This is a genomic window from Halobacillus sp. B23F22_5 (assembly GCF_043497085.1).
Taxonomy (GTDB): Bacteria; Bacillota; Bacilli; order Bacillales; family Halobacillaceae; genus Thalassobacillus.
The window spans coordinates 683,817-701,398 of sequence record NZ_JBIEKI010000001.1 but is presented as its reverse complement, the minus strand read 5'-3'; the positions used below and the strand labels follow the sequence as shown (position 1 = coordinate 701,398).

Here is a 17,582-nt window from a genome sequence, read left to right as displayed (position 1 = left end):
AGTGGTTGTTTATATTATTAGCTACATTAATAAGAGTGGCTCTCACCCCCGCACTTAATGGCTCAGTTGACCGCAAATAGTGGCTCAAATCACCGCACTGATGGCTCAATCTGTCCGCAATACTCAATTATTCGTATTTGCAGGGCAAGATCCATAACGCTGACCCACGAGGTCTCCGATTAGCCTCAGGCACCATAAAATATGTGATCTACCATCCTAGAAAATGCCTTATTTTCACCAAACGAAACCATTAAGCCGAAGTAACGGATGAAGTAATGACGAATTTATCATAAAAGAACCGGACATTGTCAGCTCTTAATTTTTTCTTAAGAACGTCTGCGAGTGCATAACTTGAATCGTTAGATTCATAGAGCGTTTGATGACGTATCATAGAAAAAGCGATACGTAACATCCTATTCCCTAAAGCAATATAAGCCTGGCGACAATGCTTCCCTCTATCAATCATCCCCTTATACCGAGTAGCCATCTCTGGATTATTAACAGATAAGGACTTCCCAACCTGATAGACAATATTTCTAAAGCTGCGCTTTCCTTGTATAGAGACACCATAATTATACTATCAAAAATAAACAACCATTCATCTTCTGATACCCTCATCGTTGTTAAACAAAAAATGTATAAGCGAGTCTTCATTAAATTGTTTTATTACAAAAGGAAACAGTAAGGCTATCTATGTGTTTGTCAATCTGCTTCAAAGGTTGTAGAAGCCGGCTTACCTGCATTGAAAAATGTGGCGCATTAAACGTTGCCTCTCTCCATCCTGGGTGTTACTACTCTCTAAGCTCTTTCACCTAGCAGTCTCATAGCCTGCATGACTGCCGCAAGCATGCCTGGTTTTCATGTATCGAGCCATCTAACGATAATGCCCAAGAAAAGCGGGATGAACAAGAACTATACAGACCCTCTCCCAATAATCACCTGACTAACAGTCTTTATTAATACTTTTAAGTCCAACCATAAACTAAAATTCTCTACATAATATAAGTCATATCTAATTTTTTCTCCGTGGTTCATCTCACTTCTCCCGTTCACCTGTGCCCATCCAGTTATACCCGGTTTTACTTCTAGTCGCCTTTTTTGTTCAGTATTGTAGTACTTGGTAATTTCAATAATCTCTGGACGTGGTCCTACAATGCTCATATCACCTTTTAATACATTATAAAATTGTGGTAGTTCATCAAGGCTGTATTTTCTGATGAACCTCCCCATTCTTGTAATATTCGGGTTTTCATCAGTCTCAGTTTTAAAAACAAAATCATCCGGTATACCATTTTTCCAGTCATAAATATCATACTTATTTTTTACGTCAGGTAATTGTGTTGCCCTCATGGATCTGAACTTATATAGATCAAACCGGTACCCATTCTTACCACTTCTTTTCTGCTTAAAGAACACCGGTAGGCCGTCTTCATTAATTATTAATATAGCTAAAACTAGAAAAATAGGTATTAATGCAATTAAAACAATAAAACTAAAAACCACCTCAAAAAACCGTTTAATGGTTAGCTGAAATGAACTCTTGGATTCTTTGTATATTGTTTTTGTCTTTTTCAATAAGATGCTCATTTTTCTTTACACCTCCAGCACCATCAGCTATACCTAAAACCTGTTTTGGCTGATTAATATTATCCACAATGATTGTACCTTCTGCCCCAATAAACCCACCAGATACAATAGGTATATTTTCGATTATAGCTTTTCCAAACACATCATCGAAAAAATTATGAACGTATTTAAATTGTGATAACATCTGATAAGGCAATGCTATTCTAGTATCAAGTCTTGTGATTTTAATGTCACTAGCAAGCGCTTTATTTATAAACTCACTACTAAAGTTATTAATACCCCCATCAACTATAAAAGTGCAATTGTCAATAACTGGATATAGGCTATCTTCGTTGGAAAATACCCCAGACAAAAAAGAAACCACTACATCCGCTTTTACGTCGAGAGGAAAATTATTAAAAGTTTGTATTGAAGAGGTGTTTTTAGGCAAAAATAAATTCAACGCTTCTACACTTCTCTTTTCTTTTTCTATAGATCTTCCAAGAATATAAACGTCTGCTTGTCTTTCAGACAACCTTGTCGCAATTTTACTAGCTAAATTACCAGTCCCGATTACTATTATCTTTTTGTTAGTTAGATCATCATTAAATTGCCTTCTTAACAATAGATCACATGCTTCAAAAGTACTGTCATTTGGTTTGACGGTTACTAACTTTGATTCGCTGATAACTTCTCTTGCTACTTCAAATAAATTAACTTCTTGCTTTTGCTCTATATCTATGTAAACGTAATCTACTTTTCCGTCAAAAAAAGAAAGTGTTTCTTTTAGTAAACTTTTATCATTAATCATAAAACATGATATCGTTATGTTTAATACCCCTCTTCTTGGAAGAATTTTAAACCTCACATCGTCTTTAGCAGTAACACTTATCATAATAGCTGTATTCTTACAACCTTCTAAATAGAGTAATTCTTCGTATAATTTATTTTTAATATCCAACTTTATTGCACCTTTCCTTTTTTATAATTTAATCTCTGTAATTTGTTATAAAGTGAAGGATTTCAGTCAAGAATGTTAGTGATTGATCTTATCAAAATTTTTGCTCTTTTGTAAAGTTATTAAAATCAAAATAATGTTAAGGATTGCTCCTGTAACTCCAAACAGGGCAACTGCTACAACATCACTGGAATATACATAATAACCAACAGCTAAGGCGATTACACGTGTAACTAAAGAAATTATAGTAAAATATAAATGTAATGCTTGTTCATTTAAAACGGGTAAGGCTCTAATACACGGTTGATAGACAAACATGATGAAAGCCCAAAGTGCTGTCCATCGCGCATATTCGCCGGCTACCATCCAATTATCCCCAAATACAAGGCCAAAAAGCCAAGGGCCAAATAAAATTATTATTCCAAATGGAATCACACCTGTAGCTAAAAGGCTGGTAGTCGCTTTCTTAATTAACTGGGTAAGATTCTTCCCATTGTTAGCTGCTTCAGAAATATGGGGATAAAATACATCGCCTATGGCCTTTCCTATAAGTCTAGAAGGAACATCAAGAACTGTTTTACCGACTGAATAAAAACCAGCAGATGCAGGCCCAAAAAATGTTACCAATATTAAAATAGGTAGGCCTTGTGTTATTGCATTTAAAAAAACTTGTGGAGCCCTATATAATGGAAAATCTTTATATTCTCTAGCAAGTTCTTTAATAGTTTTTGACTCTTCATCTAATTCATTTGTTTCTTGGTAATGTGAACTTTTTTCCATTATAATCATTAAGAAAGACTTAAGCGCATTACCTAGGGCAGTTATAGTAATAAGTACACCAGCAAATGGGTAAAAAATACCCATTCCCACTTTGCTCCCTTGTAAAATTAAAGCTTGCAAAAACGTTACTTTTGCTGTAATTTTAAATTTCCTTTTCCGAATTAGCCATTGTTCTACAACTTGTACTAAACCAGCAAACAAAACCACCAAAGGAATTAAATATAAATAAGGCGCAATAGTTCCTATCTTAAACAACTTAACAATAGGTTGGTGAAGGAGCAATAATATAATTCCCGAACCAATTGCGAATATTCCTGATATATACAAAGATAAACGAATTAGTTTTTTCGCATCCATATCACTCTTAGGGAGTACGATAGAAATAGGATAACTTAACGCAGCAACCGGAGTAATAATACTTATAATTGAAACAAATACCCCCATTAATCCATAAACTTCTGGACCATATAAGCGAGTAATTAATGGAATTAAAGCCATGGTGATAGCTTGAGCTGCAACTGTTCCAGTAAACATCACCATAACACTTCGCACAAATGGTTTTTTTAATAATATTGAAATATAACCTTTCATTGAAGACTTCCTTTAAAACAAATTCTTCCACGCTTGTTATAATTACTTGTACTATATTTCACTTGTACAACATTAATTATAAAAAAATACAAGGCATATAATTCTTGTATATATAATTGAGAAGTCAAATAGTATATTAAATTCTTTCCAAAAATTCCTTAAAACCTTTTTCTCGATTATAATTTTTAATTACATACTCTCTATTATTTTTGGCAGCCTTATCGTACGACCTTTTATCTTTGGTATACTCTAATATTGCGTTGGCTAAGCTCTCAGGGCTACTAGGTTCAAAAAACAAGGTACTCCCCAAATCATTTAGTATTTTTCTACCCTCTCCTTTAATACTCGTAATAATCGGTTTATTGTTCAATAGGTAATCAAATAATTTGGAGGGAATAGTTTTATCTAAAGTAGCGTCCTCTTTTAAGCTTAGAAATAAAACATCAACATTGTTCAGCTTACTTATTACATCTTTTTTGGATAATGCACCCGTAAATATTATATTTTGCAACCCTAATTCTTTCGCATCCTTTTCCAACCTCTTACGTTCGATTCCATCTCCAATAATAATGAATTCGAATATTGAGTTTACATCATATTGCTCTAATAATTGAGAAACCTTTAAAATAACCCCCATATTTTGTACAATACCAATATTACCTGCATATCCTATCGTTACTTTCTCAATATTTTGTCTCTCTTCAACCCTCGGTGGATTTTCTAGAGTTTCGGGAGATATACCATTATATAACACATGAATATTAGAGTTTTTTGATTCTTCATATATATAGTCCCTCATTGGTTTGGAAACACAGGTAATTATATCGGCTTTTTTATATAAAAGCTTTTCTAATTTTTTGGTGACTTTATATAATAACCCATCAGATTTTAACATACCTGCTGAAACAGCCGAGTCAGGCCATAGATCTCTTATATCGATTATCAATTTGCTCCTTTTCACTAGTGATGCTATCATCCCGCCAACTGCTACAAATAAAGGCGGAGAAGTCACTATAATATAATCATACTTTTCTCTTCGTAAATGAAATAAAGAATAAAATGTAGATTTAAACATAAAACCAAAGAAGTTTTTTAAGTAGTTGAAGAAAGATTTTTTGTCAACTTTCCCCAATTTTATCCTGTGAATATTTTTTATTTCTTTGGTTGTTTCAACTTCCGCTTTTTGTGGATAAGACGTAACTACTGTTACCTCATATTTTTTACTCAGCAAGGCATTATATAAATCATTAATTCTGAATGAAGCTGCGTTAATATCTGGAGGAAAGTATTGAGAAATCAATAACGCTCTTTTTTTCATTAAAATGCACCTTTCAAATAACATCAAGTTTTATTTTTTACTATTATTTTAGTTTCCACTACAATTGGCGAAATAGCTTCAAAGGAGACCACAATTTTTTCAGATTTAATTTCATTTTTCCACTCTTCTGATATCCATGCTTTTTCTTTTTCTAAGGCAATTTTATTATTAGAAGTAAACTCTAGAAACACAACTGAATTATTAAAGATTAGTTCACAGCCTTCATTAGATATTTTCACACTTTTACAAGTCTTTCCTATTTGAAAATATAACTTCCCCTTAATTATGCCTTCGCCAGTTAGACTATCTTTCAAATACCACTTGGTACCTTTATCCCAAGACACATCTCTTCTATGGGTTACATCTAGTTTCAATCTCTTATACCCATCATGCAATCCGCTAAAAGATTCTTTATTAGAATTAAAATCAACTGAAAGTAGTTTACTCCTTGCAATATACCCTGGTCTAAAGGCACCCCAAAAAGTAGTCTGATCTTCATTTTCAATTTCAATAGTATTATGAGATTGAGTGCTTCTGTAATAGTCCCTCTTTTGACCTGCTTTATATTCATATGTCCCGGGGTCAACAAAGATATCTTCATTATTTGCATGTAGAAAAATGCTCAGGCTGTCCGCATGGGCATGACCAGCATTATGTTCAGGGCCAATATCCCCCGCATCAAATAAAAAATAAGAACTGCCATTTTCCCAACCACTCCTCATTACTCCATAATTAGATCCTTCTAACAATAATGACTTATAATTAGGAGTGGATTCAGGCATACTTCTTAATATGTCCAGACCGTCGTTCCCAAATATTTTTAATAAATAATAAGGGGTTACTTCTCCGGCTGCAAATTTAAAATCTTTTCTATTAAAGAACACTGCCCCAACTGCTAATAATTCATTTGCATTTATTGGATAATCTTTCACAGCATCATTTAGCAGTGGTAATGATTTGTCTGGTTTTATTAAAGCTATGATATAATCCAGCATTTTTTCAGTATATATGCTTAATTCCTTGGGTAAAGAGATATTGTTCTTATTGGCATATACTAGTACTTCTAAGTAATCTTTTGCTGTCATCACTTGATAACTAGTGGAGTTTTCATATTGAGATCCATCTTCACGTACTTCCTTTAAAAGTTGCGAAAGTAGAATTTCAATCCCCTTATTTAAATATTTTCTTGAATTATTGATAAATGGAAAAGTTATACCTACCCAAAACAAAGTTTTTCCATTGGCAGTATAATGGTTGTTTGCCAGATCTTTTTCAAGGTTTGAATACAAAAAATCAGCTTGCTGTTTAATTGACCCGATAAATTTCCCCCTAAATCCTGTATATAATTCATAATTACTCTTCTGTAAAATTTCCCATAAATAGGACCAGGAAATTAACCTAAGTGAAATTGTATAAGGTTCCCATGAATTTCTTTGACCCGGACTTGTATTATCTATCCAGTTGTCCACCAGTTTCATTGCAAAAAATATGTATTTTTTATTTTTAGTAAACTGGTAGGCTTCAATTAAGACCACTAAGAATTCAAAATAATTTAAGTAAAAAACCCATAATTTATCTTTATTTGTACCGATATTCCAATCAATAGGTCCTTTAAATTTATGGGAAGTATTTATAAAAGTAAAGTTTAAGTCACATATTTTTTCAGCCTCACTAATTCTATCCTTTTTATAGGTAGTATCGTTCTGAATTACGTTGAAATCTTCCCATTTATAAAAATGATTAATTTGATTTTCATAGTACCTTTCCAAATCATAAAATGGGAAAAGTTTCTTTCCCCATTTTGGATATATAAGGTTAAACTTAATAATTTTGATAAATCTATAGTAAATTTGCGTAAAGTTCATTCTGGACATTAGCAACCAATAATTTCTAAATTTATTTAACATAATAAAACACACTTCTTTTTTAATTATTAAAAATCAAGATAACTAAACATATAATTTACTTTTCCTTAATTCATGCAAGTTTCCAAAATTATAATAGTTTTCTTTCCTATTGATATTCTTCACGCAATTTTTAGTGTCTACTACGATTGGAGTGCGCATCAAGAGTGAAATATCCATCCAATTAAGATTTTCAAATTCTTTATGGTCAGTTAAAATTAACATAATGTCAGCATCTTGTAGAGCTTCTTGATACGTAGACAGTTTAAATCCTACTTTTTCTTGTTTAACGTGCGGATCATATATTTGTACTTCATAATTTTCACTTAATAACTCTTCTACAACTTTAATAGCAGGACTTTCACGAACATCGTCAACATTCCCCTTATATGCCAGTCCACACACAGCAATTTTGGATGACTTATCTGTTACTTTTTTTACCTGGTTAATAACAAATTGTGGCATTGAGTTGTTAATAGATCTAGCTTCGGAGATTAACCTAGCTTTTTCATTAGCTTTTTCAATAATAAAATATGGATCTACAGCTAGACAATGTCCTCCAACACCTGGTCCTGGCTGGTGTATGTTTACCCTTGGATGTTCATTCGCTAGAGAGATAACTTCAAGCGCATCTATATCTAGCCCTTCAGATATCTTGGTTAATTCATTTGCCAAGGCAATGTTAACATCTCGATAAGTATTCTCCATAAGTTTTGCCATCTCTGCACTTTCAGCAGTTGTTTCTATCACTTTTCCTTTAACAAAAGTACGATACACATCAGCTGCCCTTTTAGCTGAAACAGTATTTATTCCGCCTACAATTCTGTTATTTTCATAAAGTTCTACAAGAATTTTCCCTGGTAAAACTCTTTCAGGACAATGTGCTAAATAGATATCATCGCCTGATATAAAACCTGCTTGTCTTAAAATAGGTTCAACCACATCTCTAGTAGTTCTTGGTGGTATTGTTGATTCTACTATTATTATATTATCTTTCTTTAATACAGGTAGCAGTGATTTTATTGCATTTTCTACATAATGAAGATTTGCTGTTAAATCTTCATTATGTGGTGTTGGTACAGCAATTATAAACACATCTGCTTCAACCGGTGACATTCTTGCTACAAGTTTCCCCTCCTCTACAACTCTTCCTACTACTTCATCTAAACCATTTTCTTTAATATGAGCTTTTCCTCTATTTATTTCGTCCACAGCTATAGGATCAATATCCACCCCTGTTACTTCCCAATCATTTTCAGCAAAAACTGCAGCTGTTGGTAGACCTATATAACCTAGTCCTACGACACATAGTTTATTATTTTTCATTTTTTTCATTCCTTTCTAATATTTTCAGGTAGTATCTACGAGATAATATGGGTTCATTCTTATATAGTTAAAGATAGGTGGTAAACATATTTTTCTCTTCATCTATAATTTTTTCAATTTGTTTTGTTATTATTTCTTTATTACTTGCTAATTCCTGGACTTTTGCAACTAAATCAGTTGTATCATTGCTAATGAGGTAGTAAGGCATATTAAATTTATTCATTAAACCAGGATTTTTAAATCCCCATGTTTCGTCAAAGTAGCCCACAGCCGGTGTACCTGATAACAGAGCAAGTATAATTGAATGTAACCTCATACCTAACAACACATCACAATGTTTATATATATTAATCAATTTTAATGCATCATATTCTTCAATTAAATGTATGTAATTAAATTCATTACTTATTTTCTCGTATAGGGAAGTGGTAACCTCTTTATCCTTTTTAGTTTGAATAATTAATATAACTTCGTAGGATCCAGTTTTTAAAAGCGTAACTATGGACCTTTTTATTAATGAAACAATTTGGTCATATTTCTCTTTATCTATCTGTTTTAAGTCACCCACCGTTTGAGTCCTAATAGTAAAAGCTACTTTTCTCTTATTAGAACAATTACTAACTAGATTATTAACATTGGAAAAAGGAGTATTTTCTATAAAAAATGCCAAATCAACAGTTGACTTAATATTTATGTCAGGTATACATTTTTTTAGATAATTATAGCTCGTTTTTTCACGAGTCCATACAATTTGAGCTTTTTGTAAATTTTTTTTTAATATTAACCTACCAATAGAATCTATAGTTGAAGCAGATTGCGGAAGAATGAAATATGGGAGGTTAAGTTTTCTAGCGATTTTTAAAGGGTACATTAATGCTAATAACCTTGTATAATCAGTAAATGATTCTGACCGAAAAAGGTTTCCTCCATTAAAATACAATACATCTGACTCTTTTATCTTATTATAAAAATCTCTTTTTTTTTGTACGCCTATAATAGTTAATAAACCTAATACATACGCCTTTAGCTTATTGAACTTACCCCCTTCTCTATTTAAAGAAAACGGAGATTCATGGACTTTTATTTCAGGGAATAATTGCTCTAAATATTTCTTACTTTTTTCATATTCCTTGTTTTTTTTATCAAATAATGAATACGCATTAACTTCATATCCTGCATTTAACAATTGTTGAATAGCTCCCAGTGTAATTGCCATATCCCCTCCATTTTTCAAACCATAAGCAAATACTAATGAAGCAATCTTTTTGGACAATTCTTTCACTCCTATAATTTCAATATTATTAATAATAAAACCTGTTCTCTTTTTTTTACCATTGTTTCAATCTCAATTCACTTAATAATTTTTCTATTAAAGTATCAACATCGTACTTTTCAGCTTCCTTATAATTATTTTCCCTCATTTTTCCCCTAATTTCAGCGTGTTCAACTATTTTCAAAATTCCATCCGCTAAATCATTTACATTTTGCGGCTCGACCAAATAACCATTTATATTGTTTTTTACAATCTCACCATTTGAATTATTTGATGTTGCAATTACGGGTAATCCAGCCATAAATGCATCAATAATAACACCAGGGAAGCCTTCATCCGGATGGTATGTAGGAAAAACGAAAGCATCATAATGGCTCAAAACTTCCGCTACTTTTGAAATTTCCACCGGTCCTTTGTAACTTGCAAAAGGATAATCTTGAAGTTTATTTAAAAATGTCTCTTCATATCCGATTTCTATAGGGCCATAAATATCATACGTAATATTCTTACTTGTTTCACCCGATATTTTTGCTATTGCTTCAAGAGAAATCTCCACTCCCTTTAATTTTCTAACTCTTGAGAGATATACTAGTCGAATAGGATCTTTATTTGTTTTTTTAAAATTTGATGGTGTTTCAAGTTTGACAGTTTTGAAATTAGGTAAATATTTCACATTGTTCAAACCAAACTTAGTTGTTAAATCTTTTTTTAGCTGATGCGATTCTACATATATATAATCACAATTCTTAAGTGCAAGTATTATAAGCTTTTTGAAAAATATATTTAATTTATTTACTTCTTGATACGTTCCTCCTCCTGCTGGTATTAAAATGTATTTAAAGTTTTTCCGAATTTTTTTCACCAAAAATAAACATGGTAGAAAAATAAACCTCCCCCGTCTTGATATTGATAATACAACCCTGTCGTTTCTATCTCTAAATAATTCCTTTAATAGTTTAAATATCTTTTTCTTCCACCCAATTGTATTAACTACTTTTATGTTTCCATGTTTATCTATCAATGAATTTAATAAGAATGAATTTTTTATTCCAGGCCCACTTACAGGGGGGGATACAGGACCAATAAAAGTAATCCGTTTCATAATTTCTTCCTCTCTCATGGAATTAATATTTTCTTAGTTCCCTTCGTTTTTCTTCCATTTTTTGATTTGTTAAAATATATGACGGTTGTTGACACCTTCATATGTAAAATAAAAGTTATATATGGAACTAGGATATGACCTTAAATTGAGATCCATGGATATTTTACATTGAATGAGTAAAAACCCATAGCGATGGACCCTCGAATGTCTCCGATGCGCGCAAATTCCTTCGTTCTATTTAACCATAGTGGATGTCTGAAATGCTTCTTTTGTGGCTTTTTGCCTTAACTAAATAGATCAGGATATTGGGGAATCCATGCATCATGTTGCGGAAGATTAGTCGTTTGGCGAAGTCCCGGCCACGACCATCGGCGGCCCCGTGCGAAATGTTTTTTTTGTTTCGCCAAATCGGCGCCAATAACCAGAATTTGTTCATTCATTTGCGCTAAGCAATAAATTGGTATGAAAATCCATAGTAGGAGTCCTCTTCAGTACTTACTTAGAGGTCTTGCATTACACTCTTTATCGTACCAAGAGAACTTTTTTATGCATTCTTCATATTTCTTCCTTACAAGAATGCTCCTTTATTTTCTTCACCTTAACCGGCTCTTCAATTGGGCACGGTAATAACCATATTAGTCCACCTGTAACCCAGAAATATTGATTTGTGGAAATGTCTCCAGAGACCATTGCTATTATAAAAGAAAAAAACCATGCCCCCCCAAATGCCTTTGCTATAATTGATATATCTACATTTAGCGATAACTTCTTCACTCTAAATATGGTAATGGTCATTAAAGCTAAGAGTAAGATAAGTCCTATTATTCCTAATTCCACAAATACTTCAAGAAAAATATTATGGGGGTAAGCTCTCGCAGACGTAGAATAAAGATCTGCGAAACCACCTGTACCTACTCCAAAATAATCAGATTCCAATATCCCATTTAAAGCTATTTGCATTCTTTCTATTCTGCCTTGGTCACTGGTGTTTTCACCTATTGCCATAATATTTGACATTACTCTTTGGTAACCATTTATTTCTTGAATATTAAAGTTTGTAACAAGCATAAAAAGAAATATTATTACCGTGGAGCTAATCAATTTTGTACTGTACTTTAACCTCTGCCAGAATCCCCCTAACAAGAGAATCACCCCAATTACAGAAATAAGTACAGCGATTATGGGACCTCTTGAACCAGTAAGCAACATCGTATGCATAAATATTGGTATTAGTAACAAATATAATATTTTCATTGGAAGTCTTAATTTCTCAGTAAGTAATAACACACTTAGAAGAATGCAGCCTAGCCCAATAGTCCTTGCTACTGTTATAGGATTTGCACTAACCGTTACTCTTAGTGATGATGTAATATCAGCGTAACTATATATATTCATTACCGTTAGAATAGATCCAATGATAACAGTAGTAATTATTACTTTAATATCGTATTTCTTAAGGGGAGCAAACATAGTATATGCTATGATAGGTCCAATTGACTTTAAAATAAAGAAAGTTATCTTATAAATCCCATAGCTTTGGGTACCGGAAAAAAAGAGATAGAAGGTTAATAGAATAATGAAAAAATAAAGGAACAAATTATATTTGTTTAATAAGTATTTAATAAATCCTGCTTTGTTTTTCTTAAATAAAAAATAAACAAAAGCCAAAAATAAAAACAACAACTGAAAAGATGCAGCTAAACCATTCATATTTAACACAAATAATGGAAAAGAGGTCAACGAAAAGGTTGTAAAAGTTAACCCAATTAATACACCTCTGCGAAAATCTTTGAATAATGTTTTAAAAAAGAAAAATAAGCATATTAGAAAAAAGATTGTATGAATTAAATTCAAAATGCCCCCCCCTTCTGATAATTAAATATTTTTGAGCCTACAAGTAATAAATAATCAAGAAGGCCACACCTAGTAATAGGTGAATTACAACATTATAAATTAAATAAGAATATCGTTGAAGTTAATTTTTGGGCTCTCTATATAGTAATCTGAGTATCTGCCTAAAATAGACCTTTTAATGTCAGTATTCTTAAACTTTGAAATATAATCTAACAAGTCTTCTATATTATAATTAAGACTGTACTTGTTATAGTTAACTACAAAATACTGTTTATTATTTAAAATATCCCGCACATTTGGCTCTAGACTATCAGATACGATCAATGACAAACCATTTGTTATATAGTCAAATATTTTGAATGGGGAAGAAGCTAAATTGATTATGTTATTATCTCTTATGATTATACCAATATCATGATTAAATAATTCCTCATCTAATAATAAAGGTTCAATATACTTAACATTCACTATTTCGGATAAATGATTTTTCTTTGCAAGAGTGTGTGCGTGTTTGAAATTTTCTTCAAATGTTAATATTGTAAATTTGATAGGAAGACTACTATATTTGTATATTTGACTTACGGTTTTAAATATTAGTTCAATATTTTGCCATTTAGAAAAACCCCCAGAATAAACTAGTTTTACTTCACTGTTATTAATACTCTTTAGATTATAATCTATTTTTGGTTTCAAGTTCGGAATAATTGTGTTATTATTAAGTTCATTTGTAAGGTCTTGATATTTTGATAAATAATGTATCTTTTGGTTTTCAGATATGAATATAAAGTAATCTGTTTTTTTTAATACCTTATACTCTATGTGTTCCAAGATCCTTTTTCTATTCTTTGAACCTTTTTTATAATAAGATTCCTCAGGAATAATCCCTCTTGGCCTGAAGATTAAATAAATATCTTTACGTTTTTTATACTTTTTCAATTTGTAACCATCTATTATATTAAAAAATATAATTACCTTCTCACCTTTTAGATCTAGAAAATCAAAAAAACTTTGGTAAGTGATTGATTTACCTTTTGCTATACTATTATTTAACCTTCCCTCCCACTCTTCGTCCAATATTATGTCGTTATTAACCGAATTAATTGTTGTCTGTATTTGCCTAAAAGATTGTTCAGTAAAATTATGGTTATATAAATATACCTTCAAGTAAGTCCACCCACTTATAATCAGTTTTATTAATTAATTTTCTCTATCTACCCTTATATGGATATAATGTTTGTTTTAAAGATTCACGGTGACTCTTTAGTTAACAGTTGAAAGCAACTACTTGGAGTAATTTAATCAAAGTGAGAAATCTTTTCTTTTATTAAGGTAAAGGACGTATTTACTTGTTAATTGTATATTTTACATACAATTACAGTCTAACCCCTTTTTATCCTATGTTTTTAAATAAAGATCACAAGTGAACAGGATAACCTTACTTGGCAAAGCCATAACCCTTAAGCATAGCTTCCGTTCTTTTTGCTGCTTCTGAAACGCTCTTCATACTGTTGGCATTACTCTTAAATGCTTCTTTAGGGTTGGCTATTCTAATGGCAAAGCTGACATGGTAAATAAAATATGGTGATATTCCACCCCAATTGCAAAGATTTAATCACGCTCTTGTCCATCAGCTATTACTGTATGAATTTCGTTTTCTATAGTGACATATTTGTTTTTCGCTACGTAGATGACGAGTTAGACGTATTAATAATTCTTCCTCCTTGGTTCAAATTAGAGGTGAAATGCTAATTTTCGACACTCCCTACTATCCTAAGGAGCTCTTTTTGTTTCGAATTTCACTTATTTCATAACAGGAATGCTCCTCATAGTTAGCTCATAAATAAGAAGTTAATCTAGTCTGTTTAACTTTTTATTTATGAGAAACGTAACTTATGCAGTATGTTTTTAAATTACTATTATACTTACCCTTTAACTTACGTAAAGTGAGGCTTAAGCCCCCAAACTTTTTAAAAAATTTTGTGAAGTTACAGAGCTCATTTCACTTCTATAATAGTTTATTTAACTCGACTATGTGCTACTATTGGTTGATCATTCGCTAGTGAAATTGAATACTCTCTCAATTCGCCCTGAGTCATGGTTTCTTGATTCCGAATCAAATAGCTGACTTTATCAGCATCAAATTCCACCGAGCTCCCAATGAAAATCTTAGGGAAGACTGGTTCTTTATGGATTTCTTTTTCATTCAAAAGCTCTTCGTACATTTTTTCCCCAGGTCTAATTCCCGAGAATTCAATTCCGATTTCATTAATGTCATAACCGGAAAGTGTAATCAAGTTCTTGGCAAGGTCAACGATCTTTACCGGTTCACCCATATCCAATACAAAGATTTCTCCACCACGAGCTAACGCTCCAGCCTGTAGTACGAGCCTGGAGGCTTCTGGAATCGTCATAAAGTACCGGGTCATATCTGGATGAGTAACGGTTACCGGGCCGCCATTGGCAATCTGCTTTTTAAATAACGGGATGACACTTCCCCGACTTCCGAGCACATTTCCAAATCGTACCGCAACAAAATTCGTTTTACTCGTTTGCGCTAACTGCTGAATTACCATTTCGGCAATACGTTTTGTCGATCCCATTACATTTGTCGGGTTGACCGCCTTATCCGATGATACTAATACGAATGTTTTAACACCGGCCGTATCAGCCGCTTCGGCAACATTTTTCGTACCAAGCACATTATTCTTAACCGCTTCTTTCGGATTGGCTTCCATTAACGGTACGTGCTTATGGGCTGCTGCATGGTAAATATAAGTTGGCTTATAATCGTTGATGACCTGGAACATCCGGTCGCGATCCTGGATATCGGCAATCACCGGAATCAGTTCGGTATCAATATCCAGCTGTTTCAGTTCCATATGAATAGAATAAATGCTGTTCTCGCCATGACCTAAGAGAATTAACTCTTCCGGACCAAATTTGACTAGCTGACGGCAAATCTCTGAACCAATTGAGCCACCTGCTCCAGTAACAAGCACAGTTTGTCCTTTAATTTCATTAGAAATCGAATCGATATCGAGTTCTACCGGCTCACGGCCAAGCAAATCCTCAATAGATACATCACGGATTTGACTGACGGAAACATTCCCCATCGCAATATCTTCTATCAACGGCAACGTTTGCACATTTGGCACGACTTGTTGTGCTTCAGTGATGATATCTTTTACACGGTCACGTTCTACCGATGGCATTGCGATAACGATATGGTTGACTGCTTTCTTTTCAACAATCTGTGCTAAATCTTTCGTGCTCCCAAGAACCGGGATATTATTGACGGTAAGATGATGCAACGTGAAATTATCATCAATGAAACCAACTACATTGAAGTTCTGTTCTCCGTTCCCTTTCATCTGACGGGCAAGCATCTGGCCTGCTGAACCTGCTCCAATGATCAGTGTCCGTTTCCGATCATCATTTTCCTGTAACTGCTTGATTCTTTTTCGTCTTGGAGCAAACGTAATGCCGTAAGTTGTATAATAGCGCCAGGCGAACCGGATACCACCAATTAAGATGATATGTAACATCCATGTCACCGTAAGAGCGCGTTCGTAGACCTCTCCATAGATTACTTGTTGTTCAACAGCGGTAACGAGAATCGATCCTGTAACCGCCACGAATATACCAATCAATTCTTCTAAACTGGCATATCGCCACACTTTTTTATAAAGATCCAATATATAAGAAAAGACATGATGTGTTAATAATAGCGTGATAGATGCTACAAGCATCCTTGTATCAAATACCTGGACGTATGGGTTCAGGAAAAAGTGGGACATGAAGATCGAAAATGATACAATAATAGAATCGATCAAAATCAATAATGCCAACCGTTTACTATACGTCAAACTCACTCACCCTTTCTATACTCGATTTTCTTTTTTATTGGATTATCCGAAAATCCCAAATAGTTTTTTCTTTTTTTTAATCGGCTCCGGAGGATCGGCGGCCACCATTTGACCTTCTGCAACAAATTTCGCATTTTCCACAAAATAATAAACCATGGATGGCCCATAGTTTTCCTTGATTTGCTGATATGCATGCTGGACACAGAACCCCCGGGACGTGGTGTTATGTGCATCGGATGCAATCAGGTGGGTCAGGTTGGCTTCGATTATTTGCTGCGAGAATTTCTGAATATTTTTTCCAAACCTTCCAGTCAAACTAGCTGTCGTTACTTGGGTGTAGGCACCGTTTTGGACGAACTGGTAAAGCAGGTCCGGTTCCTGAATCAGTCGTGCATTCCGTTCTGGATGTACGATGATGGGCTTGTAACCTTTTACCTGCAAGTCGAAAAGCATTTGTTTCGTATAACGCGGTACTTGATCGGAAGGTAATTCTACGAATATATAATTACTGGATTCATTAAGTGGCAGGATCGTTGCTTCTTCTACTCCTGATAGGAAGTCACCATGAATACGTGTTTCCTGTCCTGGAAGAATCGTTAGTGGGATGTTTACTATACTGAGTTCTTCGTTCAATTGCTTTACTGCTGACAGTATAGCGTCACTGTCATTATCATATTTTCCATTTCGATGATGCGGGGTTGCGATGATGGTATCGATTCCTTCATCGACGGCTTGTCTCGCCATCGCCAGGCTGTCTTCGATTGTCTTCGCCCCATCATCCACTCCGGGGAGAATGTGGCAATGAATGTCTATCATTCTATGTATCCTTTCCAAGCATATTTCCTTTATAAAATATGCATCTCAAATATGTCTATCAAGGATTATAGCATAATTCCATAAATTTGTAAGGGTACTAGTAACTGTTTTTATAAAATCTTTACAAATTACCCCCATAAAAATAATTCTCGTATCGAAAAAATAAAATACTCGTTTTACCAATGTCATTGACAAAACGAGTAACTGCTTCAATTAACTAGTTTAACA

13 protein-coding genes are annotated in these 17,582 nt (G+C 33.3%); all 13 read right to left on the bottom strand.

The window, feature by feature from the left end; all coding sequences use genetic code 11:
* Positions 1 to 250 precede the first annotated feature (250 nt).
* Positions 251 to 487, bottom strand: coding sequence for a hypothetical protein (locus ACGTN9_RS03265; RefSeq protein WP_499590464.1), 237 nt, complete (start codon positions 485 to 487; stop codon positions 251 to 253).
* 425 nt (positions 488 to 912) lie between these two features.
* Positions 913 to 1,587 (bottom strand): sugar transferase, encoded by a 675-nt coding sequence (locus ACGTN9_RS03260; RefSeq protein WP_499590462.1) that lies wholly within the window; start codon positions 1,585 to 1,587, stop codon positions 913 to 915.
* On the bottom strand, positions 1,517 to 2,527 hold the full coding sequence (locus ACGTN9_RS03255; RefSeq protein WP_499590460.1) for a hypothetical protein: 1,011 nt from the start codon (positions 2,525 to 2,527) through the stop codon (positions 1,517 to 1,519). The genes ACGTN9_RS03260 and ACGTN9_RS03255 overlap by 71 nt, the downstream gene beginning before the upstream one ends.
* A gap of 75 nt (positions 2,528 to 2,602) precedes the next feature.
* Positions 2,603 to 3,895 carry a lipopolysaccharide biosynthesis protein gene (locus ACGTN9_RS03250; RefSeq protein ID WP_499590458.1) on the bottom strand — a complete coding sequence of 431 codons (1,293 nt, stop codon included), beginning with the start codon at positions 3,893 to 3,895 and terminating at the stop codon, positions 2,603 to 2,605.
* 136 nt (positions 3,896 to 4,031) lie between these two features.
* The gene (locus tag ACGTN9_RS03245; RefSeq protein WP_499590456.1) at positions 4,032 to 5,213 is read right to left on the bottom strand and encodes a glycosyltransferase family 4 protein; all 1,182 of its coding nucleotides are present in this window, start codon (positions 5,211 to 5,213) and stop codon (positions 4,032 to 4,034) included.
* 23 nt (positions 5,214 to 5,236) lie between these two features.
* Positions 5,237 to 7,078, bottom strand: a complete 1,842-nt coding sequence (locus ACGTN9_RS03240) for a heparinase II/III domain-containing protein (RefSeq protein ID WP_499590454.1) — start codon at positions 7,076 to 7,078, stop codon at positions 5,237 to 5,239.
* Between the two features lie 84 nt (positions 7,079 to 7,162).
* Positions 7,163 to 8,443, bottom strand: a complete 1,281-nt coding sequence (locus ACGTN9_RS03235) for a nucleotide sugar dehydrogenase (RefSeq protein ID WP_499590452.1) — start codon at positions 8,441 to 8,443, stop codon at positions 7,163 to 7,165.
* A 67-nt stretch (positions 8,444 to 8,510) separates the two neighbouring features.
* A complete protein-coding gene (locus ACGTN9_RS03230; RefSeq protein WP_499590450.1) occupies positions 8,511 to 9,716 on the bottom strand; it encodes a polysaccharide pyruvyl transferase family protein in 1,206 nt (401 codons plus the stop codon).
* Between the two features lie 55 nt (positions 9,717 to 9,771).
* Complete coding sequence (locus ACGTN9_RS03225; RefSeq protein ID WP_499590448.1) at positions 9,772 to 10,818, bottom strand: glycosyltransferase family 4 protein; 1,047 nt, start codon at positions 10,816 to 10,818, stop codon at positions 9,772 to 9,774.
* Between the two features lie 555 nt (positions 10,819 to 11,373).
* Positions 11,374 to 12,672, bottom strand: a complete 1,299-nt coding sequence (locus ACGTN9_RS03220; RefSeq protein WP_499590446.1) for an O-antigen ligase family protein — start codon at positions 12,670 to 12,672, stop codon at positions 11,374 to 11,376.
* A gap of 99 nt (positions 12,673 to 12,771) precedes the next feature.
* Positions 12,772 to 13,836 carry a glycosyltransferase family protein gene (locus ACGTN9_RS03215; RefSeq protein ID WP_499590444.1) on the bottom strand — a complete coding sequence of 355 codons (1,065 nt, stop codon included), beginning with the start codon at positions 13,834 to 13,836 and terminating at the stop codon, positions 12,772 to 12,774.
* 851 nt (positions 13,837 to 14,687) lie between these two features.
* A complete protein-coding gene (locus tag ACGTN9_RS03210) occupies positions 14,688 to 16,538 on the bottom strand; it encodes a polysaccharide biosynthesis protein (protein WP_499590442.1) in 1,851 nt (616 codons plus the stop codon).
* Between the two features lie 42 nt (positions 16,539 to 16,580).
* Positions 16,581 to 17,354 (bottom strand): tyrosine-protein phosphatase, encoded by a 774-nt coding sequence (locus ACGTN9_RS03205; protein ID WP_499590440.1) that lies wholly within the window; start codon positions 17,352 to 17,354, stop codon positions 16,581 to 16,583.
* Between the last annotated feature and the right edge of the window lie 228 nt (positions 17,355 to 17,582).

Bases quoted from the DNA above. Each gene is read 5' to 3' on its own strand.
- ACGTN9_RS03235 (WP_499590452.1), bottom strand. From the start codon at position 8,443: ATGAAAAATAATAAACTATGTGTCGTAGGACTAGGTTATATAGGTCTA.
- ACGTN9_RS03225 (WP_499590448.1), bottom strand. From the start codon at position 10,818: ATGAAACGGATTACTTTTATTGGTCCTGTATCCCCCCCTGTAAGTGGG.
- ACGTN9_RS03260 (WP_499590462.1), bottom strand. From the start codon at position 1,587: ATGAGCATCTTATTGAAAAAGACAAAAACAATATACAAAGAATCCAAG.
- ACGTN9_RS03205 (WP_499590440.1), bottom strand. From the start codon at position 17,354: ATGATAGACATTCATTGCCACATTCTCCCCGGAGTGGATGATGGGGCG.
- ACGTN9_RS03240 (WP_499590454.1), bottom strand. From the start codon at position 7,078: ATGAACTTTACGCAAATTTACTATAGATTTATCAAAATTATTAAGTTT.
- ACGTN9_RS03245 (WP_499590456.1), bottom strand. From the start codon at position 5,213: ATGAAAAAAAGAGCGTTATTGATTTCTCAATACTTTCCTCCAGATATT.
- ACGTN9_RS03250 (WP_499590458.1), bottom strand. From the start codon at position 3,895: ATGAAAGGTTATATTTCAATATTATTAAAAAAACCATTTGTGCGAAGT.
- ACGTN9_RS03265 (WP_499590464.1), bottom strand. From the start codon at position 487: ATGGCTACTCGGTATAAGGGGATGATTGATAGAGGGAAGCATTGTCGC.